The sequence below is a fragment of the Stenotrophomonas sp. GD04054 genome (assembly GCF_029836955.1).
In the GTDB taxonomy this organism is placed as follows: Bacteria; Pseudomonadota; Gammaproteobacteria; order Xanthomonadales; family Xanthomonadaceae; genus Stenotrophomonas; species Stenotrophomonas maltophilia_A.
This window is the reverse complement of the sequence record NZ_JAOECR010000016.1, coordinates 1-23,566: the sequence shown is the minus strand read 5'-3', so window position 1 is coordinate 23,566 and position 23,566 is coordinate 1. Positions and strand designations below refer to the sequence as shown.

Sequence of the window (23,566 nt, the reverse complement as noted above, 5' to 3'; positions counted from 1 at the left end):
GGGCTCATGCCAGTACAGGAGATTGTCATGGCAGAAGCAAAGAAAATCGGGGTGGTCGGAGCCACCTTCCTCGTCGCCGGCAACATGATGGGCTCAGGGGTGTTCCTGTTGCCATCCAGTCTGGCCAAGATCGGCACCGCCTCGATCTGGGGCTGGCTGATCACCACCGCCGGTGCGCTGCTGCTGGCCTTCGTGTTCGCCAAGCTGGGCAAGCTGGCACCCAAGGCGGGCGGCCCCTATGCCTATGCGCGTGACTGGTTCGGGCCCTACATGGGCTTCCAGACCAATACCATCTACTGGTTCGCCAACTGGATCGGCAACGTCGCCATTCCTATCGCGGCGGTGGGCTACTTCAGCTACTTCTTCCCGATCCTGTCCGAGCCGCTGGTGCGCTGCATCGCGGTGCTTGTGCTGGTGTGGGCGCTGAGCTTCGCCAACATGATCGGCCCGGCCTTCGTCAGCCGCGTGCAGACGGTCACCACCAGCTTCGCGCTGGTGCCGATCCTGGGTATCGCCATCTTCGGCTGGTTCTTCTTCGATGCCGACATCTTCAAGGGCGCCTACAACGTGTCCGGTGAATCCAACTTCGGCGCGATCTCCAGTGCCGCGGCACTGACCCTGTGGGCCTTCATCGGCGTCGAATCTGCCTCGGTCACTGCCGGCGTGGTGGAGAATCCGGAAAAGAACGTGGCCCGCGCCACCCTGGCGGGCGTGTTCCTGGCTGCCATCGCCTACATCGCCAGTTCGTCGGTGATCATGGGCATGGTGCCCAATGGCGAGCTGCAGACCTCCGATGCTCCGTTCGCACTGGCTGCCGCCAAGGCCGTCGGTGGCTGGGGCGGCGCGCTGGTGAGCCTGTGTGCCTTCATCGGCGCTGCCGGTTCGCTGGGCGGCTGGATCCTGCTGACCGCACAGAGTGCCAAGGCGGCCTCCGATGATGGCCTGTTCCCGAGCATCTTCAGCAAGACCAACAAGGACGACGTGCCGGTCAAGGGCGTGCTGATCGTGGCGGTGCTGATGACCCTGGCGGTGCTGGTCACCTCCACCTCGGAAACCGCGTCGGCCCAGTTCGACGTGATCACGTCGGCGGCGGTGGTGCTGACCCTGCTGCCCTACATCTACTCGTGCGTGGCCTGCTACTTCGTGGTCGAGCGTTCGCACACCCTGGTTCACACCGGTGCGTTCTGGACACTGACCAGCCTGACCGTCGTGTACTGCCTGTGGGCGATCTACGGCTCGTCGGGAACCATCGTGCAGTACGCCTTCCTGTTCGTGCTGTTCATCACCGTGTTCTATCCCTTCTTCAGCGAGGAGCGCCGCCAGCAGCGGCAGCGCGCCCGCGAGGCATCGGCCATCAGCGCCGGCGCCCAGCGTTCCTGAGTTAGACAAGGAGAATCAACGTGTACTTCAAGTCCCTGGACTATCCGGTCATTGTCATCGACAACGACTACGAGTCGCCGCGCATCGGCGGCATCCTGATCCGCGCCCTGGTGGAGGAGCTGCGCAGCAACGACCAGCGCGTGCTGTGCGGCCTGAACCTGGATGATGCCCGCGCCGGTGCCCGCACCTACGTGGCGGCCTCGGCGGTGCTGATCTCGATCGACGGCAGTGAAGAGGTGGATGGCGAGTTCCAGCGCCTGACCGCCTTCCTGCGCGAGCAGAGCGCACGCCGCGCCAATCTGCCGGTGTTCCTGTACGGCGAGCGCCGCACCATCGAGAAGGTGCCGAGCAAGCTGCTCAAGTACATCCACGGTTTCATCTTCCTGTTCGAAGATACCAAGAGCTTCATCTCGCGGCAGGTGATGCGCGCGGCCGAAGACTACATGAAGAACCTGCTGCCGCCGTTCTTCAAGGCATTGATCCACCATGCGGCCGAGTCGAACTACTCCTGGCACACGCCCGGCCATGCCGGCGGCGTGGCGTTCACCAAGTCGCCGGTCGGTCGTGCATTCCATCAGTTCTACGGCGAGAACACCCTGCGCAGCGATCTGTCGATCTCGGTGCCGGAACTGGGTTCGCTGCTCGATCACACCGGCCCGATCAAGGACGCCGAGAACGAGGCCGCACGCAACTTCGGTGCCGACCATACCTTCTTCGTCACCAACGGCACCTCCACCGCCAACAAGATCGTCTGGCACGGTACGGTGGCCCGCGGCGACGTGGTGTTCGTCGACCGCAACTGCCACAAGTCGCTGCTGCACGCGCTGATCATGACCGGTGCGGTGCCGGTGTACTTCACCCCCAGCCGCAACGCGCACGGCATCATCGGCCCGATCAGCCTGGACCAGTTCACGCCGGAGTCGCTGCAGCAGCGCATCGCTGCCAACCCGCTGGCCAGCCAGGCCTACAAGGCCGGCTCCAAGCCGCGCATCGCGGTGGTCACCAACTCGACCTACGACGGCCTGTGCTACAACGCCGAGAAGATCGCCGACGAGATCGGCAGCGCGGTCGACTTCCTGCATTTCGACGAAGCGTGGTACGCCTATGCTGCGTTCCATCCGTTCTACGAGAACCATTACGGCATGGCCAAGGGCAAGCCGCGTGAGCAGGATGCGATCATCTTCACCACGCATTCCACCCACAAGCTGCTGGCGGCGTTCTCGCAGGCGTCGATGATCCACGTACGCAACTCGGCGCAACGCAACCTGGATGCCGAGCGTTTCAATGAGTCGTTCATGATGCACACCTCGACCAGCCCGCACTACGGGGTGATCGCGGCCTGTGACGTGGCCTCGAAGATGATGGAAGGCGATGCGGGCCGTTCGCTGGTACAGGAAATGCACGACGAGGCCATTGCCTTCCGCCGCGCGATGCTGCACGTACGCGATGACCTTGGGCGCGACGACTGGTGGTTCAGCGTGTGGCAGCCGACCCAGGTCGAGCGCAGCCTGGACAAGGGCGACACGCCAGCGCCGCTGGTGGCCAAGCGCGAGGAGTGGTACCTGCAGCCGGATGCGCACTGGCACGGCTTCGAGAACCTGGTCGACGACTATGTGCTGATCGACCCGATCAAGGTGACCCTGCTGACCCCCGGCCTGGCGATGGACGGCAGCATGGGCAAGCTGGGCATTCCGGCAGCGGTGCTGAGCAAGTTCCTGTGGGGCCGCGGCATCACCGTGGAAAAGACCAATCTGTATTCGGTGCTGTTCCTGTTCTCGATGGGCATCACCAAGGGCAAGTGGAGCACCCTGGTCACCGAGCTGATGGCGTTCAAGGAACTCTACGACCGCAATGCGCCGCTGAGCCAGGCACTGCCGACGCTGGCTGCCGACTATCCGAATGCCTACGCCGGTTGGGGCCTGCGTGACCTGTGCGATGCGCTGCATGCATTCAACCAGGAATTTGCCGTGGCCAAGGTGATGCGTGAGATGTACGTGGATCTGCCGGCGCCGGTGATGACCCCGGCCGATGCCTACAACCACCTTGTGAAGGGCGAGATCGAGCGGGTCGACATCGAGCAGATCAGTGGCCGCATTGCGGCGACCATGCTGGTGCCGTACCCGCCGGGCATCCCGACCATCATGCCGGGTGAGCGTTTCGGTGACAGCGACGAGCCGATCATCCAGTCGCTGCGCATCGCCCGCGAGCAGAACGCCCGTTTCCCGGGCTTCGAGTCGGACGTGCACGGGCTCATCATCGAGCAGGAGGGTGATGCGGTTTCGTACAAGGTGGAGGTGCTGAAGGCCTGACCGGCAACGGTCGGCCCCTCGGCGAACGATGGATACTGCGCGCGAGCAACGCATCCTGAAGTTCTCGATCGGGGTCACCCTGGCGGTGAGCGCGGTCGGCTTCATCGGTGGCCTGCTGGTGGGATCGCAGGCCATCCTGTTCGACGGCGTGTACAGCCTGGTCGACGTCGCCCTGACCCTGGTGTCGTTGTCGGTGCTGCGGCTGGTGGCGCGGGAACAGAGCCCGCGCTTCCAGTACGGCTACTGGCATCTGGAGCCGATGGTCGAGGCGCTGGGCGGGGTGATCCTGTCGCTGGCCTGCGTGTACGCGCTGGCCAACGCCGTGATCGGTTTGACCACGGGCGGGCACGAAGTGAAATTCGGGCCCGCGCTGTGGTGGGCGGCATTGCTGAGTGCCAGCAACCTGGCGATGGCGGCGTTCGTCGCGCAGCGGGCGCGGCATCTGCGCTCCGCGCTGTTGTGGCTGGATGTGCGCGGCTGGCTGCTGGGCGGGTTGATGAGCCTGGCGGTGGTGCTGGCCTTCGTGTTGGCGCTGGTCCTGCACGGTGGCGAGTGGCACCACTGGGTGCCGTACCTGGATTCGATCGTGCTGGCGTTGATCAGCCTGGCGGTGTTGCCGGTGCCGGCGCGGGGTGCCTGGAAGGCCATGCGCGAAGTGCTGCAGGTGGCACCGGATGATCTGGACCGGCGCGTGCAGCGGGTGATGCAGGCGTTCGTCGCCGAGCGTGGCTATGCCGGTTTCACCAGCCATGTGGCGAAGATGTGGCGGATGCGCTTCATCGAGATCCACGTGCTGGCCGACCCGGCCACGCCGCTGGGTTCAGTGGGCGAGGTCGATGCGATGCGTGACGAGATTGCGGTACGGCTGGATGCGCGGGGCAGCACGTTCTGGTTGACCATTGATTTCACCGCAGACCCAGCGTGGACGTGACCACGCTTCTGTAGAGTCGAGCTTGCTCGACTGCTTCTGGTCGGTGGAAGTCGAGCAGGCTCGAGTCCACGGGAACGCGCGATCGTTGCGCATGGCGGACTACTCTGTTGCACAGGACCCATTTGACCTCAACCGGAGTTGAGGTCACAGACTGCCGGCATCCCCCACGAGGCGCGCGGCATGAACCTGCTGACCACACCGGACCTCAGCCATGGCCTGCTGGAACTGTTCAATCCACCGGGCCTCTACGATCCTTCGGCCAACGGCTACTCACACGTGGCGGTGGTGCGCCTGCCGGCGCGGGTGATCCATGTCGCAGGGCAGGGCGGCGAGGATGCCCAGGGCCGCCTCTCGCCCAGCTTCGAAGAACAGGTCGGGCAGGCGCTGGACAACCTGCAGACCGCGCTGCGATCGGCGCAGGCAAGTCTGGCCGATGTGGCGCGGCTGCGCATCCTGGTGGTCGGCCACGATGAGGACCGGCTGGGCATCATTGCCCACCAGGTGCGACGGCGCTGGCCGAACCGCGCGGCGCCCACCTGCACGCTGATCCCGGTGCCGCGACTGGCGTTGGACGGCATGCTGTTCGAGATCGAGGCGGAGGCCTACGCCGCCTAGCGCAGGTAGTACTCCACCGGCACCACCAGTTCCTGCGGTGCCTTCAGTTCATCGGGAATGGGCGGCAGCGGCTGCGCGCGACGGAAGGTCTGCAGCGCAGCGTCATCGAGCATCGGCTGGCCACTGGACTGCTCCAGCCGCAGCGCCAGCAGGCGACCTTCGCGGTCGATGCTGGCCCTGACCCAGGCAGTGCCCTGCTGCCGGCGCGAGCGCGCGGCGGCAGGGTAATAGCGGTAACGCTCCAGCCGCGCCATCAGGCGGGCTTCCCACTGGTCGCTGGCGGCGCCGGCCTGGAAGTCCGCCGGTGGCGCGTCTGGAGCGGGCGGCGCGGCCGTGATCGATGCCGGTGCGGGACTTGCATCGGTCGCGGCCGCAGGCGGGGCGACCGGCAGCGGCTTTCGACCCGTCCCGCCCGTTTCGCTGGCGGCCAACTCGCCCTCGCGCGCGGCGGTGGGCTTCGGTGGTGGCGGCGACTTTGTCGGTTGCGATGCACGCGCCTGCTGCGCCTGGCTGGGGGTATCGGCCTGGCGCTCCTCTACGGGCTGTGGCGGCGTGGCCGGTGCCAGCAGGCGCAGGCTGATGCGCATGTCCTGCTCCGGCGGTGGCAGCATCGGCGGCATTGCAACCCAGTGCACCAACAGCAGCAGGGGCAGCAGGTGCAGGACGACGGTGATCACGATCGCCTGCCAGTGTTGGCCGCGCTCACTCATCGTCCAGCACCCACAGCAGATCGGCATCAGCAGCACCGACGGTTTCACCCGGCGAGGCCAATGCGATCACCAGCGCAGGCGTATCCGGTGGCAGGTAGCCCGGCACCCCGGTGCCGCGCAGCACATGCCAGCGACCGGCTACCAGCAGCGCGGGTGCGGGTGCTGCGGTCAGCACCTGTGCCATGCGCGTGTCGCGGGCCTGTTGCACGGCCAGCATCCCTTCCAGCATCGGTGCCGCGTCTGCGTGCTGGGCCAGAACCACATCCGACAGGCGTTGGCGGGCGGCGGGCACCGGGAACCGCACTGCATCAGCGGACGCCAGGTGGGCGTTGACCTCGACGCGCGCGAGATTGCCGCCGAACAAGGGGATGCCGGCAGCGGTGGCGTCCTGCATCAGCCCGCCGTAGGCGGTCCACGGCCATCGTGTATCCCAGCCCAGCAGCTCCTGCAGGCGTGCACCGTCGGCATGGTTGCCCTTGGCCAGCCAGCGCTGCACCCGCTGCAGGCGCGGCTGGCGTTCGCTGGCAATCATCTCCAGCACCAGCGCGCCTTGTGGACGCTGCTGCTGCAGCGCGTGCAGCAGCCAGCGCTGGGCAGCGTGGTCACCGGCCAGGTCGTGGCGTTCGCCCAGCAGCAGTCGCGGAGCGTTCGCTGCGCGCTTCACGAACGCAGCTTCGTCCAGGGTCTGGCCGCTGGCGAGGTCCAGCACCTTGCCGGGCATCGGCTGCGCGCTGGCCATCGACGCGAGCGCGAGCAGGCACAGCGGCAGCCAGTGGCGGCTAGAACGCCACATTGACGCCCATCGAGACGGTGCGGCCACGGCCGTTGCCGCGGTCCAGGATCGGACTGAAGATGCTGTCGATCGAGGCATTGTTGTCATAGGCCTTGTTCTGCAGGTTTTCGATGTTCAGCCACAGCGTGGTGTTGGCCTGCGGCTTGAAGCTGGCGTAGAAGTCCAGCAGCACGCCGGTGCCGCCGGTCTTGCGGGTCTGGAAGAAGTCGTAGCCTTCCTCGGTCGGACCGGAGTACTCGGCGCGCAGGCCGGCCTGCACGCGCTGCTGCCACCAGCGGCCGCCCACGTCCAGCGTCCAGTAGCGGTCGGGCAGGGCGGTGATGTCTTCCAGGTTGACGAACTCGATGGCCGGCGCGCTGGTGCGCGAGCGGGTCCAGCTCAGCGTGGCGTGGTAGTGCTCGCTGGCGTAATGGGCTTCCAGTTCGATGCCGCGCATGCGCACCACGCCGGGGTGGTTCATCCAGCGCGTGGTGGCGCTGAAGTCGTCGGCGTCCAGCACATCGGTCCAGGCATTGAGCTGCGGATCGCTGTCGATCGGCACCACGAACGGTTCCACTTCCGGCGGATGCACGATCAGCAGGTACTGCGGCTTGATGTAGTCGCGGATGCGGTTGTCGAAGCGGGTGACCCGCAGTTGTGCCAGGTCACCGTCGACCAGCAGCGAGTCGGTGCTGAGGTTGGCGCCGAACTGCAGGTTGCGCGAGCGCTCGCGGCGCAGGAACGGATTGGCGCCGATGCCGTCGGCGACGCTGGCGTCCTCCAGCGGGATCTTCTCGAAGAACATTTCCTGCACGCGCGGCGGCCGCGACGTGCGCGAGACCTCGGCGAACAGCTGCAGCCAGTCGGTGGCCTGCAGTGAAACCGCCAGGCTCGGGCTGAGTGCGCGCTCTGTGCGACGCACGTCGATGTCGCCGCCATTGATCTCCGCGCACTGGCCGGGCACATCCGAGCACACCGGGATGTGACCACGGATGCCGAAGCGGTCCTGGCGCAGTCCTGCGGTCAGGGCATAGATGTCGTACTGCAGCTCCAGCGTACTGAACACACTGTCCAGCTGGCTGCGACCCTGCGGGTTGGCACCGCGCAGGATGGGCGTATCGGCCACATAGATGTCCGATTGGTGCTTGATGCCGGTGTTCCAGCGCGCCTGCAGTGCACCGATGTCGAAGCGGCTGGTGTTGTCCACGGTCCAGCTGCTCAGGCTGCTGTGGGTGCGGCGGCCGATGTAGCTGGAGTCCTCCACCGGCGGATAGAACAGCCGGGTCTTGTTGCTGGCGAAGGTCGCACGCAGGTCGATCCACGGCGAATAGGGTGTGTAGTGGTAACTGGCGCGCTGGTTGCGCGCGGAAATCTGCCACGGATAGTTGTGGTAGAAGTCGTTTTCGTAACGCATGTGGCTCAGGTCCAGCCGATGCTGGTCGCTGGGCTGCAGGCGCGCCTTCAACAGCCAGCTGCTGGGTTGCTGGCTGCCCGGATCGGCGTTGTTCTTCTGCCCGCGTGCGGTCGCGTATTCGCTGCTGCGGCTGCTGCTGGCGGCGGCCAGCAGGCCGAACTGGCGGTCGCCACCCTCTTCGCTGTGGCGCCAGGCACCGGCGAAGGTACGGCCACTGCCGTAGCCGTTGTTGCCGTGGCGGTAGCCCGCACGCAGGCCCCAGTCGCGCCCCTCGCCGAGCAGATCGTCGATGTCCAGCGTGCGGAAGTTGGCACTGCCGGCCAGCGTGCCGGCGCCATCACCACCGGCGACCGCACCGCGCTGCACGTCCACACCGGCCAGCAGGAAGGGATCGACATAGGCGAACGGGCCGCCCGAGCCGTGCCCGGCATTGTTGCGGAAGGTCTGGGTGACACCGTCGATCATGGTGTTGACCCGGCCGGCACCGGTCATGCCGCGGATGTTGACCTGCAGGCCCGGCTGGCTGCGCGAATGGAAGCTGTGGGTGCCGGGCATCGAGCGCAGCAGGCTGTTGCCTTCCTGGCGTTCGGCCATCGCCACGCGCTCGCTGCCCACCGGGGGCGCAAAGCCATCGCGGGTGGCCGGTACATATTGACTGGCGCCGGCACCCGGTGCCTGACCGTGTGCGGTAGTACCCTGCACCCGCAGCGGGCCAGTGCGACGGCTGCCATCGGCGCGTTCAGCCGGCGCCGGCTCCAGGGCGGCACGACGCGCATCGACGAAGCGCGGGCGCAGGCCGCTGCCTGCCAACAGGCGCGACAGGGCCTGCGCATCGTCGAAGTCACCGCGCAGCGCAGGCGCCGAATGGCCCGCGGGCAGCGCTGCGCCGATCACCAGATCGACGCCGGTCAGCCGGCTGTAGGCGTCCAGCGCGGCCGCCAGCGGTTGTGCGGGCAGATTGTAGGTACGGGTGGCGGTCTGTGCGTGGGCACTGCCGGGCAGCAGCGGAAGGGCACTGGTACAGGCCAGCGACAGGGCGAGGACAAGGGGGCGGGGGCACAGCATCGGGGGCTCCAGGGGCTGACGCAGAGCGTCGTCATCCTGGGTAGACGCAGCCGCAGGCCGGATGTCAGGGTCCATCACGCTGTTCCCTGCGTGGCGGCAGCCACACCTGTATGCCCGCGCCGAGGCGCAGCACGCGCACCTGCAACTGAGTGGCCAACTGGTCGCGGTTGCCGGCCGCACCGTCGGCACTGCCAAGCAGGGTGACCGGCTGCTGGCGCAGCTGCTCGCCGACGACCCACGTGTGCCCGCCATGCCAGCGGTCCAGGCCCTGCGTGACGTCGGCCAGTGGGGCCGAGACCCAATGCAGGCGCCGCTCGCGCCAGGCCAATGCTCCGGGGGCGGTCGTTGTTGCATGGGCTGTTGCCTGCCCATCGAAGCGCAGCTGTTCGCCGTGGTCAGCCAGCATGCTGACGTTGCCGCTGTCCACGCGCACGCGATGCTCGGTAACGGTGACCACGCTGCTGTTGCCCTGCACGGCAAGATCGAATGCGGTCCCCAGTGCAGTGACGGTGCCCTGTGGGGTATGCACCTGGAAGGGCCGGTCGGCATCGGCGGCGACCTGGAACCAGGCCTGGCCGCGCTGCAGCTGGAGCTGGCGGCGCTGCCCATCGATGCGCACCTTCACTTCGCTGCCGGGTGACAGCAGGACATGCGAGCCATCCCGAAGGGTCTCCTCGCGGATCTCGCCAGCGGCCGTTCGCAGGATCTGCGCTACGGGCGGCGACACATGGCGGCTGTAGAGACCCAGCGCGCACAGCAACAGAACCGCAATGCCGGCTTCGCGCAGGCGACGGCGTTGCCTGCGCTGCTGTTGCCGCTGCAGGCTGGGCAGCGTCGCACCGGCCTGCCACAGGTGTTGCAGATGCTGGTACTGCGCAGCATGGCGGGGGTCGGCCTGGTACCACTGCTCGAACGCGTTCTCGTCGCGGCCACCGTCGTGCCCGTCCAGCCACCAGCGTGCAGCTTCGCGCGCGATCGCGTCCAGGCTCATGCGCCGGGCACCTGCTGCAGGGCGACCAGTGCGCGCAGCAGATGGCCATGCGCGGTCTGCCGGCTGATGCCGAGCTGGCGCCCGATCTCGGCCAGCGCCAACTGTTCAACCCGCGCCAGCAGGAACACCTGGCGCGAGCGCGGTGGCAGCGCGGCGATGATCGCGTCGAGGTGGCGCAGCTGTTCGGCGTCGAGCAGTCGCTGCTCGGGCAGCGGCGCAGGATCGGCGATGGCATGCAACTGCGTGTCATCCAGCGCTTCTTCGCGACGGCGCTGGCGTTGCCGGTAATGGTCGGCAATCAGGTTGTGGGCAACACGGTACAGGTACGCGCGGCCATTGCTCAGCAGGCCACTGGCGGCGACCTTGACGACACGCAGCCAGGTTTCCTGGACGACGTCATCGGCGTCGCTGCGTTGCGGGAGTTTGCGGCGGACATGGGCGTGCAGCGGCCGGTAATGGGCCGCGCACAGCTGCGCGACATCCGTCGGTTCGACAGGCGTGGACACGGGGCGGGCGACAACTGGGAAAGGGAACAGCCCGCGGCGGCAAGGGCAGCGGCTGCACCTTACAGCAAAAGAGAATCATTTGCATCAGCGAGGCGAGCGGCGGACGATGCGCAGCCAGCCGCGGGGGTCATCGTGGGGGGTAATCGCAGTGGATCTGCAGCGCTTCGGTGGGGTTGTGATGCAGCTCGAAGCCGCAGTGCTGCAGGCTGCGCTTCGCTCGTGCGACCGGCTCGGCATACCGGGCGACGCGGCGGTGCTGCCAGCGCGGCGGGGTGAACACGCCCAGGGGCAGCAGCCGCAGCCGCTTGCCGTGCAGTACCAGTGAGACATCGACATGACGGCCATCGATGTCGTGGCCGTTGGCACCGAAGATGGCGTCGACTTCATCCTGGCGCTGCGGATAACAGGCACGGAAGAGGGTGATGCCGAGCCCACGCACCAGGCGGCGGAAGCCACCGAGACGGCTGTGGCTGGGTTCGAAGCCACGGGTGAGCAGTAGCCGCAGCCCCACAGGCAGCATTGCCTGCGCGTCGAGCAGGCGTTGCAGTACCTCTTCTTCCAGTTGGATGCGGGTGGAGGGCCAGCGCGGGGCGATGAGCAGTCCGTGGTGGTTGCCGCGTTGCAGGGTCAGCATCGGTGAAGCTTCGCACGCGGCCGAACAGCCGGGGTAGTGCCGGCCGCTGGCCGGTAGATTCGAATGCCGGCCAGCGGCCGGCACTACCGTGACGATCGTCAGAGGTCGCGGTACTGGATCTGCGAAGCCAGTACGCGCAGGCCGTCGGCATTGCTGGACAGGATGCGCTCTTCGCCAACACCTTTCTGCCGTTTCAGCTGGAAGCCCTGATCCGCAGGCAGTTGTGCGGCGATGGCGTCCATGCGCTGCAGGGCATCAGGGCCGCTGCAGTCGAAGTGGCCCCAATAGACGCCTTCGCGGTGGATCTGCAATCGATAGTTCATCGCGGTGTCTCCGGCAGGTCCTGCAGCCAATGGTCGAACATCGCGGTGGCGGCCGCGGCCAGTGGTGCGCCATAGCGACGCGCCTGCGCGCGCAGATCATTCGGATCGATGTCGGCCTGGGCCAGCTCCAGCGTGTGACCAATCAGCCAACGCTCGAACTGGCGCGCGTCCAGTTCCGGATGGCATTGCAGGGCCAGCGCGTGATGGCCGATGGCGAAGGCCTGGTGACGGCAGGCCGGCGTGCTGGCCAGGCGGCGTGCGCCGGCCGGAAGTTCGAAGGCCTCACCATGCCAATGCAGCACCGGAATGCCCTGCAGGGCCTGCAGCGGCGAGCGCTGGCCTTCATCGGTCAGCAGCAGTGGCGCAAAGCCGATCTCCTTGCCGCCACTGGGAGCGACACTGGCACCGAGTGCACGGGCCATCAGCTGTGCACCCAGGCAGATGCCCAGGGTTGGCCGCTGCTGCTGCAGCCGGCGCTGCAGCAGGGCGATGCTGTCGGTGACGAAGGGGTAGGTCGCTGTGTCATTGGCACTGATCGGGCCGCCCAGCACCACCAGCAGGTCGGCTGCTTCGGCGGAGTCCAGCGCGTCGATACCGGCCTGCAGCACCTGCAGCTGCCAGCCCTGGGCCAGCAGCAACGGTTGCAGGGTGCCGAGGTCTTCAAAGGCAACGTGTTGCAGGACAACCGCGTGCTTCATGCCGGGGCTCCGCTGTTCGGCCAGTAGAAGCTGTCCGGGGTGGCGCGGGCGCCGAAGATGGCCTGGCCGACGCGGACCACGGTGGCACCTTCCTCGATGGCCACTTCGAAATCACCGGACATGCCCATCGACAGCTGCGACAGGTCAAGGCCGGGCGGGGCGGTGCGTTGCAGTTGGTCGCGCAGTTCGCGCAGGCGCACGAAGCAGGCGCGCACGCGCTCGACGTCGGGGGTGAAGATGGCCAGGGTCATCAGGCCGCGCACACGCAGGCGATCGAAGGCCGGCAGCTGCTGCACGAAGGCCTCGACCGCGTCGGGTTCCAGTCCGTACTTGCTCGGCTCGGCCGAGGTGTTGACCTGCACGAACACATCCAGCGTGCGGTCTTCCAGTTGCAGGCGCTGCTGCAGGGCCTCGGCCACGCGCAGGCTGTCCAGCGCCTGGAACTCGCTGGCAAAGCGCGCCACGTAGCGCGCCTTGTTGGTCTGCAGATGGCCGATCACCGACCAGTGCACGCCCAGGTCGGCCATCGTTTCGGCCTTGCGCTGTGCTTCCTGCACCTTGTTCTCGCCCAGTTCATGGCAACCGGCAGCCACGGCCATGCGGATGCGGGCGTCATCGACGGTCTTGCTGACCGGCAGCAGGCGCACGCTGGCCGGGTCCCGGCCGACGCGCGCGCAGGCATCGGTGATGCGTTGGCGCACCGTGACCAGGTTGGCGGCGATCTGTTCAACGGACTGGGCGACGGGCCAGTCGGCAGCGGCAAGGGGCATGCGGGCACCTCCAATGCAGGATGGCCAGGGTGGGATACACTGGCACAGGACAAGAGATATTTTGGCATAGGACAAAATGAAAATCACCGGGCATAGCGCCGAGTCGATCTTCGACAGCATCCGCGACGGCATCGGCAAGGGCCGCCTGCCGGCCGGCAGCGTGCTGCCGCCGGTGCGTGAACTGGCCGAGCAACTGGGCGTGAACCGCAACACCGTGGCCGCTGCCTACAAGCGCCTGGATGCGGCGGGCCTGGCCAGCACGGCGGGCCGCCGTGGCACGGTGGTGCGCGGATTGCCGCCGACGCTGGCGCGCGAGGGCAGTACGCCCGGGCTGGCGCTGCAGGACCTGGCCGGTGGCAATCCGGATCCGCGCCTGCTGCCGAACCTGCGCCTGGCCCCGGCCGCGCCGCGTTTGTACGGCGTAGGCACGGTCGACCGGAGGTTGCAGGCGCTGGCGCGCGCCTCGCTGGATGCGGACTGCCCGGAGGGCTATGCGCTGGAGCTGACCCATGGCGCGGTTGATGGCATCGAGCGCCTGCTGGCGGCGTGGTTGCTGCCAGGAGACCGCATCGCGGTGGAGGATCCATGCTTCCTCGGTAGCCTCAATGTGCTCAATGCTGTGGGCCACGCGCCGTTGCCGGTGGCGGTGGACGCGCATGGCATGCAGGTCGATTCGCTGCGGCAGGCGCTGGAGGCCGGTGCACGCGCGGTGCTGCTGACGCCGCGCGCGCACAACCCGACCGGGGCCAGCCTGGATGCGAAGCGGGCGCGGGCGTTGCGGCAGTTGCTGGCAGCCTACCCGCAGGTGGCGGTGCTGATCGACGATCACTACGCACTGCTCTCGCAGCAGGCCTATCACTCGGTACTGCCGCTGGATGGCCGGCGCTGGGCGCTGCTGCGTTCGTTGTCCAAACCACTGGGTCCGGACCTGCGGCTGGCCTGGCTGGCCTGCGATGAGGAGACCGCATCGCGGTTGCGGCTGCGATTGGCGTCCGGCACCGGCTGGGTCAGCCACCTGCTGCAGGATGCAGCGACTTCGGTGCTGGCGTCGGCAACGCAGCGGGCGAAGATCGCCTCGGCGGGTGAGCGTTACCAGCAGCGCCTGCAGTCGCTGCAGGAGCTGCTGCGCGCGCGAGGCATGCCGACGCCGCAGCCGATGGAAGGATTGAACCTGTGGTTGCCGTTGCCGGCCGACAGCCACCCACAGGTGCTGGCACTGGCCTCGCGCGGATGGCATGTGCGCGCCGGCGAAGTGTTCGCGGTGGCGGCACCGGGCCATGGTCTGCGCATTACGTGTTCGGCGCTGGGACCGGCGCAGCTGCGGCAGCTGGCCGATGACCTGGCGGCGGTGTGTGGTCTGTAGAGTCGAGCCATGCTCGACTTTGCTTCGCTTTTGTAGAGCCGAGCCATGCTCGGCTGCTGTTGTGTAGAAGCAGTCGAGCATGGCTCGACTCTACATGACCGGTAGTCGAGCATGGTTCGACGCTACAGAAGCAGATCAAGGCGCGGCGTTGGCGCCGGGGCGCACGTAGTAGGACTGGCCGCTGTCATCGACGAACATCAGCTCCGGCTTGCCCTGCCAGGAGGTGAGCATGGCGCCGGTGTTGTTCTGGTGCTTGACCATCAGGCTGGCGCCACGGTCCGGATTGGCGACGACCTTGAACACTTCGGTGGTGCCGGTGGCATCGTCCAGGGTCAGCAGGGCTTCGCCGCCGCGGTCGCTGGTGCCGTAGCCGCCGCGTTCGGAGCCGTCGGGGCCGAGCAGGATCAGGCCGGACAGGGCGGTGGCGCGCGGCCCCTGGGTGCGGCCCTGGCTGAGCGGATCGGGAACCGGTGCGCCGAGGATCACCCGCGGCTGGCCGCTTGCATCGTGGATGATCAGCCCGCGTGCCTCGATGATGCGCTGTGGCGATTGGCTGCGATGCAGGCTCCAGGCGGTCCAGCCGGAAACAAGCAGGGCGAGGGTCGAGACCACCAGGGTGGTCAGCAGCAGCGCACGGGACATCGGGTCGTCCTTCCTTGGATGTGCCGACGATAGCGGATGCGGACCGGCAATGGCCAGTTCGTTGTGTGACGTTGTGTATCGTCAGTGGAAATCGCGACTGTGGCTGCGCAGTCCCTGCAGCAGTTCATCCAGGCAGTGCATGCGCTGCACGATGACGTGCTGCACGCCATCGACGCGTTCCAGGCGGCCATCGATCTGCATCAGCTGGGTATCGACCAGCACCCGGTGCTGGCGATCGGCCAGGTGCCGCCAGACCACGGCGTTGACCATGCCGGTCTCGTCCTCGAGCGTGAGGAAGGTGACGCCGCTGGCGGTCTGCGGGCGCTGGCGCATGCGCACCAGGCCGGCGATGCGCACGCGCCGGCCATGGCCGTGGGCAGCCAGTTGTGCGGCATCCAGGCAGCCACGGCTGCGCAGTTGCGCGCGCAGGAACGAGATCGGATGGCGGCCCAGCGTGGTGCCGGTGCTGCGGTAATCGGCCTGCATGTCTTCCCAGGCGCTGGGCAGGGGCAGTGGCACGCGGGCTTCGGTGGTGGCGCGGGCCTGGTCGAACAGCGGCAACCGGTTTTCCACACCGGAGATATCCCAGCGCGCACGATGGCGATGGCCGCTGAGCCCACGCAGCGCCCCGGCATCGGCCAGCAGGCCCTGCTGGCGGCGGTCCAGAGCGGTACGCTGGCACAGGTCACCCACATCGTCGAACGGGCGCCGCGCACGTTCACGCATGATGGCCTGCACGGCGGGCTCGTTGCAGCCATCGACCAGGCGCAGGCCGAGCCGGATCGCGGCCGGCCCCTTGCTGAAATCCAGCGTGCAGTCCCAGTCGCTGTGGCGCACGTCCACCGGCAACACGCGGATGCCATGCCGGCGCGCATCCTGCAGCAGCTGGTCGGGGCTGTAGAAACCCAATGGCTGGCTGTTGATCAGGCTGGCGGTGAACGCGGCCGGGTGATGGCACTTCAGCCAGCAACTGTTATAGGTCAGCAGGGCGAAACTGGCGGCGTGACTTTCCGGAAAACCGTAGTCACCGAAGCCCTTGATCTGTTCGAACAGGTGCTCGCCGTACTCGCGGCTGAAGCCGTTCTTGAGCATGCCGGCCAGCAGCTTCTCGCGATGCGGTTCCAGGCCGCCACGGCGCTTCCACGCCGCCATCGAGCGGCGCAGGGCATCGGCCTGGCCCGGCGTGTAGCCGGCCGCTTCCACCGCCAACTGCATGACCTGTTCCTGGAACAGTGGCACGCCGAGGGTGCGCGCGAACACGCGTTCCAGCCGCGCTGGATAGAGTGGATTGTCTGGATCGTTCAACGCGTCAGGACCCTGCTCGCGCAGGATCCTTCGCCGTTCCAGGTAGGGGTGCACCATGTCACCCTGGATCGGGCCAGGGCGCACGATCGCCACCTCGATCACCAGGTCGTAGAAGGTGCGCGGCTGCAGGCGCGGCAGCATCGCCATCTGCGCGCGCGACTCGATCTGGAATACGCCGATGGTGTCGGCGGCGCAGATCATGTCGTAGGTCTTCGTATCCTTGGGAGGAATCGCATCCATGCGTCCTTCGTGCAGGCCATGCTGCTGCAGCATCGCCAGGCACTTGCGGATGGCGGTGAGCATGCCCAGCGCCAGGCAGTCGACCTTCATCAGGCCGGTGGCATCCAGATCGTCCTTGTCCCACTGGATGACGGTGCGGTCGGCCATCGCCGCGTTCTCCACCGGCACCAGGGTTGACAGCGGATGCTCGGAAATCACGAAGCCGCCCGGGTGCTGCGACAGGTGGCGGGGGAAGTCGATCAGTTCGGTGGTCAGCGCCAGCAACCGCCGCATCAGCGGGGTTTCCGGATCGAAGCCGCGCTCGCGCAGGGTCTCCGGCAGCGGCACATGGCCGCCCCAGTGGTCCATCGCCGCGCCCAGTTCGTTGACCTGGTCCATCGGCAGGCCAAGCGCACGGGCCACGTCGCGGATCGCGCTGCGGCCACGATAGCTGATCGCCACCGCGGTCAACGCAGCGCGCTCGCGGCCATAGCGCTTGAACACGTACTGCAGCACTTCCTCGCGGCGCTCGTGTTCGAAGTCGATGTCGATATCCGGTGGTTCGTCGCGCTCGGCGGAGATGAAGCGCTCGAACAGCAGGTTGCTGCGTGCCGGGTCGATCTCGGTCACGCCCAGTACGAAGCACACCGCGGAGTTGGCCGCCGAGCCACGACCCTGGCAGAGGATGTCCTGACTGCGCGCGAAGCGCACGATGTCCTGCACGGTGAGGAAGTACGAGGCGTAGTTCTTTTCCCGGATCAATGCCAGTTCGTGCTCGATCTGTTTGCGTTGTGCCGGTTCGATGCCGCCTTTCCAGCGCCACGGGATGCCGCGCTCGACCAGCACGCGCAGCCAGCTGTCCGGGTCGTGGCCCTCGGGTACCAGTTCACGTGGATAGGTGTACTGCAGCTGCTCCAGGGTGAAGTGGCAGCGCTCGGCGATGCGCAGGGTCTCGGCCAGCAGTTCGGGCGGATACAGCTGGGCCAGCGCGGTACGCGGGCGCAGGTGGCGCTCGCCGTTGGGAAACAGGCGCCAGCCGGCCTCGGCCACGCTGCAGCGGTGGCGGATGGCGGTCAGTGTGTCCTGCAGGGCGCGGCGGCGGCGCACGTGCATGTGCACATCACCACTGGCCACCAGCGGCAGGTGGTGGCGTTCGCCGAAGGCCTGCAGCTGCTGCAGGCGACGCGCGTCGTCATGCTCATGGTGCAGCTCCACCGCCAGCCACAGCCGATCATCGAAGCCGGCGCGCAGCAGTTCCAGATCGGTGGCCGCTGGTTGCCGGTCCAGCCATAGGCACAGCAGGCCGCCGGGCAGGCCGAGCAGGTCCTCGCGCAGGCAGCGGTATTCGCCCTTGGCCGCGCGCCGCCGGCAGGTGGTGATCAACTGGCACAAGCCGGCGTAGGCGGCCTGGTCGGTGCACAACAGGGCCAGCTTCGGCCCGTCCTCGATCTGGAATTCGGCGCCGACGATCAGCGCCACGCCATGCGTCTTGGCGGCCTGCCAGGCGCGCACGATGCCGGCCAGCGAGCATTCGTCGGTGATCGCCAACGCGCGGTAGCCCTGGCCGGCGGCGCGCGCGAACAGTTCCTCGGCGATCGAGGCGCCACGCTGGAAACTGAAGGCCGACAGGCAGTGCAGTTCGGCGTAGCCGGGCAGTTCGTTGTGCATGGCGGCTCAGCCGAACCAGCCGTGCAGCATCCACGGCGCATGCGGATCATTGCGCTCACGGAAAGCCCAGCCGCGCTGGCCATGCGCGGTTTCCACCACGTAGTAATCGCGGCGCGCATCGGCCTGGTCCCACCAGCCCGATTCGATCCGCTCCGGCCCGGTGACGATGCGCAGGCGGGGATCACGCAGCGGTTGCGGCGTGTCCAGCAGCCAGCCGGGGCGCAGCGGCCAGTACGACGGAGGCTTGACCGCGGGCTGGGTGCCACTGGCGCGTTCGGGGCGATGGTCGGCCTGCACCGCCAGCGGCTGCACGGCGTCATCGCCGAGCCGCGCACGCAGGCGCTCGCGCAGCTGCGTCCATGGCATCGCCTGTGCCGGTCGGGTATCGAACAGATCCCGCGCAGCGGGCACGAACGGTGGCAGCTGTTCGGCCTGCAGGCGCAGTGCGCGGCTGCCGGCCGGCAGGGCGAACGCTTCCATGCGGTTGCGTGCGATCTCGAACAACAGCGCGGGATCGCGCTCGGGTGCCAGCAGGCCGATGGTCAGCACGCTGGCCGGCAGCAGGTCATGCTCGAAATGCAGGTCGAAGCGCTGCACGCCGCCATCGCGCGAACACAGGAACGCGGCCAGGTCCAGCAGCAGGCGACGCAGCGGGAACAGCAGGGCCTGGCTGGATTCGATCTCGTATTCGAATTCGATGCGCGCATCGAAACGGTCCGGTGGCTGGTAGTAACGCAGTGGCGCGGTGGGCAGGCCGCGCAGCGCATCCAGCTGCTGCAGCACCTCGGGTGAGAAGCGCCGGGCCAGGCTGTCGCGAGGGAGTTCGAGCACCGCACCCAGCGTGCGCAGCCCGGAACGACCGAGCACGGTCACCGCTTCGCTGGGCAGGCCGCAGCGCGGCAACGGCAGCTGCGCCAGTGCCGCTGGCAGCTGCTGCGCATCGATGCCGAGGCCGTCGTGGACGTTGGCCAGCACGCGCGCGGCATGCGCGGTGGGCGCGGCCACCAGGCGGTGGCGGAAACCAAGCTCATGCAGTTCGCCGCGCAGGCGCTTTTCGATCGTCAACCAGTCACCGAACAGGGCACGGCTGGCGCCGATCTCCAGGACCAGCGCGTGCGGAAAATCGAGGCTGACCTGCGAGCTGTAGGCGTAGGCCCAACTGGCCAGCAGCTGCCGGGTGTGCTGTTCGGCGTTCGGGTCGTAGTCGTGCAGGTAGATGTCCTGCACCAGCACCTGTGCGGCCGACAGCAGCATGCCCGGGCGCAGTCCCGCTGCGCGTGCCGACGGGCTGACCGCACGCAGCACGCGACGCTGCGCCGGCCCCTGCAGCAGCACCAGTGGCCGCTGCGGGTCCGGCTGCAGGCGCAGCACGCTGTCCAGTGCCAGCTGCGGCAACAACAGGCAGGCCCAATGCATGACGCGGCCTCAGTGGGCGATGGCCAGTGGCAACGGCTGCGCCGGTGGCAGGCCGCCACGGCACTTCAGCACCCGCACCTGGCCGTGGTCGAGCTGCAGGCGCAGGCTGGCCGGGGAGGGGTTGCGCGCTGCCTGCGCCTCGCGGAACACGAAGCCCAGGCACTGGCCGCTGTCGGCAGCCACCTGCAGCCGGCGCAGTGAGCGGTCGTCGGCCTGGTGTGGCCAACACAGCACCGCCGCGCAGGCCGCAGAGCGCAGGCACTGTTCGGCGGCCCACAGCGCCTGTTTCGGTGCGGCGTGGATGATCTGCAGCTGGGCCAGGTCCAGCCCGGCAGCCGCCCAGGCCGGGGCATGCGGGCGGTAGGGCGGGGCGACCAGCACGATCGGGCGGTCGCGCTGGCTCAGCTTCGCCAGCGCCGGCCAGACCAGGGCCAGCTCGCCCACGCCGGGCGCGGCCTGCAGCACCTCGCACAGCCCGCTGGCCGGCCAGCCACCGCCGGGCAGGCGCGCATCCAGTACCGGGTGGCCGCTGGCCAGGTGATCGCTGGCCGGGCCCTGGCGGGCTGGGCCGCGCCACAGCTGGCGCCCGTCCAGCAGCCGGTCGAGGGCGACGACAGCACCCATCAGCCGGTCCTCCAAGGGAGGCGCCGAGCGGGCTGGAAGCGGCAGGAACGGGCGGAAACGGCGGGCATGGCGCGAGTATCGACGAGCCGGTATCAGGGGCTGAGACTGGACATGCTACTCGCCTTGTGAGTAGAATTACTAATGAAATCGGAAGGTCGGGTTTCAGGTTGCTGAAGGGCTAAAGCATCCACGCATGGCGTGGATCTACCAGGGTTCTCTCCAGTAGATCCACGCCATGCGTGGATGGGAAAACGGTGCCGACCAGGGTCGGCACCTACAGGCACGGGCACTCCCGGTTACGGGCGCACCGGCAGCGCCACCGGGCGCAGCGGCGCGGCATCGCCGCCGCGGATCTTCAGCGGGCCGCCGATGAAGGCGAACTCATAGACCTTGTCGCGGGCCAGTTCGTCCAGCGCCACCAGCTCGATGATCGGCGCGCCCTGCTGGGCCAGCAGGTAGGTGTGCAGCGGCACGTAGTCGTCGGACACCTCCGAGGGGAAGGTCTCGAAGCTGAGGTTGTCGGCGCCGACGATCATCGCGCCGCTGTCCTCCACCAGGAAGCGCGCCGCGTCCAGGCCCATGCCCGGCGGGTTGGCCATGTAGGCCTTGGGCTGTTCGAACAGGCGCATGCGGCCGGTGCGGATCAGCACGATGTCGCCCTGCTGCAGTTTCACCCGCTGGCGTGCCAGCGCATCCTTCAGGTCCTGGCGGGTGACGCGGTAGCTGTCCGGCAGCATGTCCACGCCCTTGGCGCCGGCCACGTCGATCAGCACGCCACGCGCGATCAGCGGCGGGAATTTCTCGATGCCGGTGACGTTCCAGCCACGGTCACCGAGGTGCTTGTCGGCCTCGAAGCCGTTCCAGACCTTTCCGTGGATGCCGAAGTGGTTCAGCGCATCGATGTGGGTGCCGGTGTGGCTGTACATCGAGAACGCGGTGCCGGTGTAGCTGCGGGTGAGGTTCATGGTTTCACCCACGCCCATCGGATCATCCATCACCGTGCCGCGCGGGGTGTGGGTCATCCAGAACTGGTAGTGCGGGTCGCCGGCATCCTGCCAGCTGGGCATGCCAACGTAGTATTCGGTGGCCAGATCATAGGCCTTGCCGCCGCTCACCCGCGACAGGATCGCCGCACGCGAGGCCTCGGTGATCAGGTTGAGGCGGCCGATCTCGTCCTTCGGCCCCCAGGGGCTGGTGCCGACCTGCTGGCCGGAGGGAACGCGTTCGTGCGCGGACACGGTGGTGGAAGCGGCGGTGCCGGCCAGCAGCAGGGCCAGCGCGGTGGCCAGGGTACGTGAGGTCATGGGGAATCTCCTTGCAGGGTGGGGGACGGTGCGGCTCAGGCCGCGACCAGGTGCGCCAGGGCTTGGCGCAGTTGCGGCAGCGGCAGGGTCTGCAGGCGCAGGCCGTTGCCGCCGATCACGGTGGGAATGGAGCGGATGCCGAGGGTCGCGGCTTCGGCACGGTCGGCCTGCACGCGCTGGCGCACTGCGTCGCTGCGCATGTGGTCAGCGAAGGCGCCACGCGGGTGGCCCAGTGCTTCGGCGATATCCAGCAGTACTTCGGCGTCGCCGATGTTGCGGTGCTGGTGCAGGTGCGCCCACTGCACGGCATCGAACATCGCGCCATGGGCGTCGTTGCCACCGAGCATGCCGGCGGCCTGGCAGGCCAGTGCGCCGAGCCAGCCGGACGGATACTCGAAGTCCTGTGCACGCATGCCTTCGATATCGATGCGCGCGGTGTCTTCATGCGCGGCGCAGTCGGTCCAGTGGCGCAGGATGATCGCCTTGGCGCGCTCCATCGAGCCGAACACCTCGACCATCTGCGCGCGCGAGTCCTGCAGCACGAAGCTGCGGTGGCGCACCTGGATGCCGAGTTCGGCCGAGACCTGCTGCAGGCGCGGGGCCAGCACGAAGCACCAGCCGCAGACCACGTCGTGGAAAAAATCGACCACCGGCGCTGCGGTGGCGGGGGAGGGAACGGAAGACATCTGCCTGCCATCGGTGAGAGGGGAGGCGGCAGGTTAGGCAGCGCGGCGTGGCTGAAACAGCACGCCGCGGGCAGCTCAGTTTTCGCTGGCGGTTACGAATCCAGGCCGGCGCAGCCTGGCAGCTCGGCGTGCAGGAAATCGATGAAGGCACGCACCTTGGGTTGCAGGTGGCGCGAGGTGGGGTAGACCGCATGCACGAAGCGCGGCGGATAGCGGTGGTCGGGCAGCACCTGCTGCAGTTCGCCACGGGCCAGCGCCGGTGCCGCCAGGAACGAGGGCAGGGCGCCGATGCCCATGCCGGACACCAGCAGGTCGCGCAGCAGCAGGCTGTTGTTGACGGTGACGCGCGCCGGCAGGGTGATCGTTACCTGGCCGTCGGGGCCGAGCAGCGGCCAGCTGCCGGGCGAGTCGGACAGGCTGTAGGCCAGCACGCTGTGCGCCTGCAGATCGTCCACCGCCTGCGGTGCCGGATGCTGCTGAAGGTAGGACGGAGCCGCGCACAGCACCTGCTGCAACGAGGCTAGCCGGCGCGCCACCAGTCGCGAGTCGTCCAGCTCGGCACGCAACCGCAGCGACACATCGAAACCTTCGCCCACCGCATCAAGCAGGCGGTCTTCCATCACAAGGTCCAGCGACAGCTGCGGGTGCTGCTGCAGGAAGCGTGGCAGCAGCGGCGACAGCGTGCTCAGCGCGAATGATTGCGGTGCATTGACGCGCAGGCGCCCGGCCACGTCGCCGCGCTGTTCGGCGATGCCGCGTTCCAGCGCCTCCAGCTCGTCGAGCAGGCGGCAGCATTCGCGGTAATAGGCGTGGCCGGTCTCGGTCAGGCTCATGCGCCGCGTGGTCCGCTGCAGCAGCACCACGCCCAGGTGCGCTTCCAGCGTGCGCAGCTGCTTGCTCAGCCCGGCCGGCGACATGCCCAGGTCTTCGGCGGCGCGGGCCAGCCCGCCGCGTTCGACGATGCGGCGGAAGGCGCGCATCAGGTTGAAGGAATCCATGCCGGTCCCGGGCGCGATGAGGGCGCCATTGTAGATCCACGCCATGCGTGGATGAATCTCCGTCGGAATGGAATATCTGGAGATCCGATCCCGTGCCGACCAACGGTCGGCACCCACCAACAGCAGCAGGTTCCAACAGCTCGCAGGAAACTGTCGAAGGCGGGGTGGGTCCGGTTGCGGGGGCGTGAGCCGCATGGATGCGGCGACCGAGGCTACATGGACG

General features: G+C 67.9%; 21 protein-coding genes. 5 read left to right on the top strand and 16 right to left on the bottom strand.

Features of this window, described 5'->3' with window-relative positions; genetic code table 11:
• Positions 1–27: 27 nt before the first annotated feature.
• From adiC to N7573_RS09710, 4 genes are all read left to right on the top strand, one after another.
• A complete protein-coding gene (gene adiC, locus N7573_RS09725) occupies positions 28–1,380 on the top strand; it encodes an arginine/agmatine antiporter (RefSeq protein WP_006461445.1) in 1,353 nt (450 codons plus the stop codon).
• Positions 1,381–1,400: 20 nt separating this feature from the next.
• Complete coding sequence (locus N7573_RS09720; protein ID WP_279912205.1) at positions 1,401–3,689, top strand: Orn/Lys/Arg decarboxylase N-terminal domain-containing protein; 2,289 nt, start codon at positions 1,401–1,403, stop codon at positions 3,687–3,689.
• 28 nt (positions 3,690–3,717) lie between these two features.
• A complete protein-coding gene (locus N7573_RS09715; RefSeq protein ID WP_279912206.1) occupies positions 3,718–4,620 on the top strand; it encodes a cation diffusion facilitator family transporter in 903 nt (300 codons plus the stop codon).
• Between the two features lie 180 nt (positions 4,621–4,800).
• Complete coding sequence (locus N7573_RS09710) at positions 4,801–5,235, top strand: RidA family protein (RefSeq protein ID WP_107432351.1); 435 nt, start codon at positions 4,801–4,803, stop codon at positions 5,233–5,235.
• Here N7573_RS09710 and N7573_RS09705 read toward each other — a convergent pair.
• The 9 genes from N7573_RS09705 to N7573_RS09665 all read right to left on the bottom strand — a co-directional run bounded on the left by N7573_RS09705 (position 5,232) and on the right by N7573_RS09665 (position 13,118).
• On the bottom strand, positions 5,232–5,945 hold the full coding sequence (locus tag N7573_RS09705; RefSeq protein ID WP_277778532.1) for an energy transducer TonB: 714 nt from the start codon (positions 5,943–5,945) through the stop codon (positions 5,232–5,234). The two genes, N7573_RS09710 and N7573_RS09705, sit on opposite strands and share 4 nt — an antisense overlap.
• Positions 5,938–6,738 (bottom strand): ChaN family lipoprotein, encoded by an 801-nt coding sequence (locus N7573_RS09700; RefSeq protein WP_279912207.1) that lies wholly within the window; start codon positions 6,736–6,738, stop codon positions 5,938–5,940. Before N7573_RS09700 ends, N7573_RS09705 begins: the two co-directional genes overlap by 8 nt.
• Positions 6,725–9,196, bottom strand: a complete 2,472-nt coding sequence (locus N7573_RS09695; RefSeq protein ID WP_253145304.1) for a TonB-dependent receptor — start codon at positions 9,194–9,196, stop codon at positions 6,725–6,727. The genes N7573_RS09700 and N7573_RS09695 overlap by 14 nt, the downstream gene beginning before the upstream one ends.
• A gap of 64 nt (positions 9,197–9,260) precedes the next feature.
• Complete coding sequence (locus N7573_RS09690; RefSeq protein ID WP_279912208.1) at positions 9,261–10,187, bottom strand: FecR domain-containing protein; 927 nt, start codon at positions 10,185–10,187, stop codon at positions 9,261–9,263.
• On the bottom strand, positions 10,184–10,693 hold the full coding sequence (locus N7573_RS09685; protein ID WP_032129371.1) for an RNA polymerase sigma factor: 510 nt from the start codon (positions 10,691–10,693) through the stop codon (positions 10,184–10,186). Before N7573_RS09685 ends, N7573_RS09690 begins: the two co-directional genes overlap by 4 nt.
• A gap of 127 nt (positions 10,694–10,820) precedes the next feature.
• Positions 10,821–11,327 carry a hypothetical protein gene (locus N7573_RS09680; protein WP_279912209.1) on the bottom strand — a complete coding sequence of 169 codons (507 nt, stop codon included), beginning with the start codon at positions 11,325–11,327 and terminating at the stop codon, positions 10,821–10,823.
• Between the two features lie 98 nt (positions 11,328–11,425).
• A complete protein-coding gene (locus N7573_RS09675) occupies positions 11,426–11,650 on the bottom strand; it encodes a hypothetical protein (RefSeq protein WP_279912210.1) in 225 nt (74 codons plus the stop codon).
• Positions 11,647–12,348 (bottom strand): glutamine amidotransferase, encoded by a 702-nt coding sequence (locus N7573_RS09670; protein WP_279912211.1) that lies wholly within the window; start codon positions 12,346–12,348, stop codon positions 11,647–11,649. Before N7573_RS09670 ends, N7573_RS09675 begins: the two co-directional genes overlap by 4 nt.
• Positions 12,345–13,118: a YggS family pyridoxal phosphate-dependent enzyme gene (locus tag N7573_RS09665; RefSeq protein ID WP_121503549.1), complete on the bottom strand. Its 774-nt coding sequence runs from the start codon at positions 13,116–13,118 to the stop codon at positions 12,345–12,347. Before N7573_RS09665 ends, N7573_RS09670 begins: the two co-directional genes overlap by 4 nt.
• A 76-nt stretch (positions 13,119–13,194) precedes the next feature.
• On the opposite strand from N7573_RS09665, the gene ptsJ reads away from it, so the two are divergent.
• On the top strand, positions 13,195–14,481 hold the full coding sequence (gene ptsJ, locus N7573_RS09660; RefSeq protein WP_279912212.1) for a transcriptional regulator PtsJ: 1,287 nt from the start codon (positions 13,195–13,197) through the stop codon (positions 14,479–14,481).
• Between the two features lie 135 nt (positions 14,482–14,616).
• Here ptsJ and N7573_RS09655 read toward each other — a convergent pair whose 3' ends face one another.
• From N7573_RS09655 to N7573_RS09625, 7 genes are all read right to left on the bottom strand, one after another.
• A complete protein-coding gene (locus tag N7573_RS09655; protein WP_006373615.1) occupies positions 14,617–15,123 on the bottom strand; it encodes a hypothetical protein in 507 nt (168 codons plus the stop codon).
• Between the two features lie 81 nt (positions 15,124–15,204).
• Positions 15,205–18,315, bottom strand: coding sequence for an error-prone DNA polymerase (locus N7573_RS09650; RefSeq protein WP_279912213.1), 3,111 nt, complete (start codon positions 18,313–18,315; stop codon positions 15,205–15,207).
• A 6-nt stretch (positions 18,316–18,321) separates the two neighbouring features.
• The gene (locus tag N7573_RS09645) at positions 18,322–19,731 is read right to left on the bottom strand and encodes a DNA polymerase Y family protein (protein ID WP_279912214.1); all 1,410 of its coding nucleotides are present in this window, start codon (positions 19,729–19,731) and stop codon (positions 18,322–18,324) included.
• Between the two features lie 9 nt (positions 19,732–19,740).
• A complete protein-coding gene (imuA, locus tag N7573_RS09640; RefSeq protein ID WP_279912215.1) occupies positions 19,741–20,355 on the bottom strand; it encodes a translesion DNA synthesis-associated protein ImuA in 615 nt (204 codons plus the stop codon).
• Positions 20,356–20,651: 296 nt separating this feature from the next.
• Complete coding sequence (locus N7573_RS09635; protein WP_279912216.1) at positions 20,652–21,659, bottom strand: cyclase family protein; 1,008 nt, start codon at positions 21,657–21,659, stop codon at positions 20,652–20,654.
• Positions 21,660–21,694: 35 nt separating this feature from the next.
• Positions 21,695–22,345 (bottom strand): DsbA family protein, encoded by a 651-nt coding sequence (locus N7573_RS09630; protein WP_121503545.1) that lies wholly within the window; start codon positions 22,343–22,345, stop codon positions 21,695–21,697.
• A 92-nt stretch (positions 22,346–22,437) separates the two neighbouring features.
• Complete coding sequence (locus N7573_RS09625; RefSeq protein ID WP_279912217.1) at positions 22,438–23,388, bottom strand: LysR family transcriptional regulator; 951 nt, start codon at positions 23,386–23,388, stop codon at positions 22,438–22,440.
• Between the last annotated feature and the right edge of the window lie 178 nt (positions 23,389–23,566).

Coding starts and splice junctions, on each gene's coding strand:
- N7573_RS09645 (WP_279912214.1), bottom strand. CDS start 19,731: ATGCATTGGGCCTGCCTGTTGTTGCCGCAGCTGGCACTGGACAGCGTG.
- N7573_RS09710 (WP_107432351.1), top strand. CDS start 4,801: ATGAACCTGCTGACCACACCGGACCTCAGCCATGGCCTGCTGGAACTG.
- N7573_RS09675 (WP_279912210.1), bottom strand. CDS start 11,650: ATGAACTATCGATTGCAGATCCACCGCGAAGGCGTCTATTGGGGCCAC.
- N7573_RS09715 (WP_279912206.1), top strand. CDS start 3,718: ATGGATACTGCGCGCGAGCAACGCATCCTGAAGTTCTCGATCGGGGTC.
- N7573_RS09625 (WP_279912217.1), bottom strand. CDS start 23,388: ATGGCGTGGATCTACAATGGCGCCCTCATCGCGCCCGGGACCGGCATG.
- N7573_RS09650 (WP_279912213.1), bottom strand. CDS start 18,315: ATGCACAACGAACTGCCCGGCTACGCCGAACTGCACTGCCTGTCGGCC.
- N7573_RS09700 (WP_279912207.1), bottom strand. CDS start 6,738: ATGTGGCGTTCTAGCCGCCACTGGCTGCCGCTGTGCCTGCTCGCGCTC.
- N7573_RS09705 (WP_277778532.1), bottom strand. CDS start 5,945: ATGAGTGAGCGCGGCCAACACTGGCAGGCGATCGTGATCACCGTCGTC.
- ptsJ (WP_279912212.1), top strand. CDS start 13,195: ATGAAAATCACCGGGCATAGCGCCGAGTCGATCTTCGACAGCATCCGC.
- N7573_RS09695 (WP_253145304.1), bottom strand. CDS start 9,196: ATGCTGTGCCCCCGCCCCCTTGTCCTCGCCCTGTCGCTGGCCTGTACC.
- imuA (WP_279912215.1), bottom strand. CDS start 20,355: ATGGGTGCTGTCGTCGCCCTCGACCGGCTGCTGGACGGGCGCCAGCTG.
- N7573_RS09630 (WP_121503545.1), bottom strand. CDS start 22,345: ATGTCTTCCGTTCCCTCCCCCGCCACCGCAGCGCCGGTGGTCGATTTT.
- N7573_RS09670 (WP_279912211.1), bottom strand. CDS start 12,348: ATGAAGCACGCGGTTGTCCTGCAACACGTTGCCTTTGAAGACCTCGGC.
- adiC (WP_006461445.1), top strand. CDS start 28: ATGGCAGAAGCAAAGAAAATCGGGGTGGTCGGAGCCACCTTCCTCGTC.
- N7573_RS09690 (WP_279912208.1), bottom strand. CDS start 10,187: ATGAGCCTGGACGCGATCGCGCGCGAAGCTGCACGCTGGTGGCTGGAC.
- N7573_RS09655 (WP_006373615.1), bottom strand. CDS start 15,123: ATGTCCCGTGCGCTGCTGCTGACCACCCTGGTGGTCTCGACCCTCGCC.
- N7573_RS09680 (WP_279912209.1), bottom strand. CDS start 11,327: ATGCTGACCCTGCAACGCGGCAACCACCACGGACTGCTCATCGCCCCG.
- N7573_RS09635 (WP_279912216.1), bottom strand. CDS start 21,659: ATGACCTCACGTACCCTGGCCACCGCGCTGGCCCTGCTGCTGGCCGGC.
- N7573_RS09665 (WP_121503549.1), bottom strand. CDS start 13,118: ATGCCCCTTGCCGCTGCCGACTGGCCCGTCGCCCAGTCCGTTGAACAG.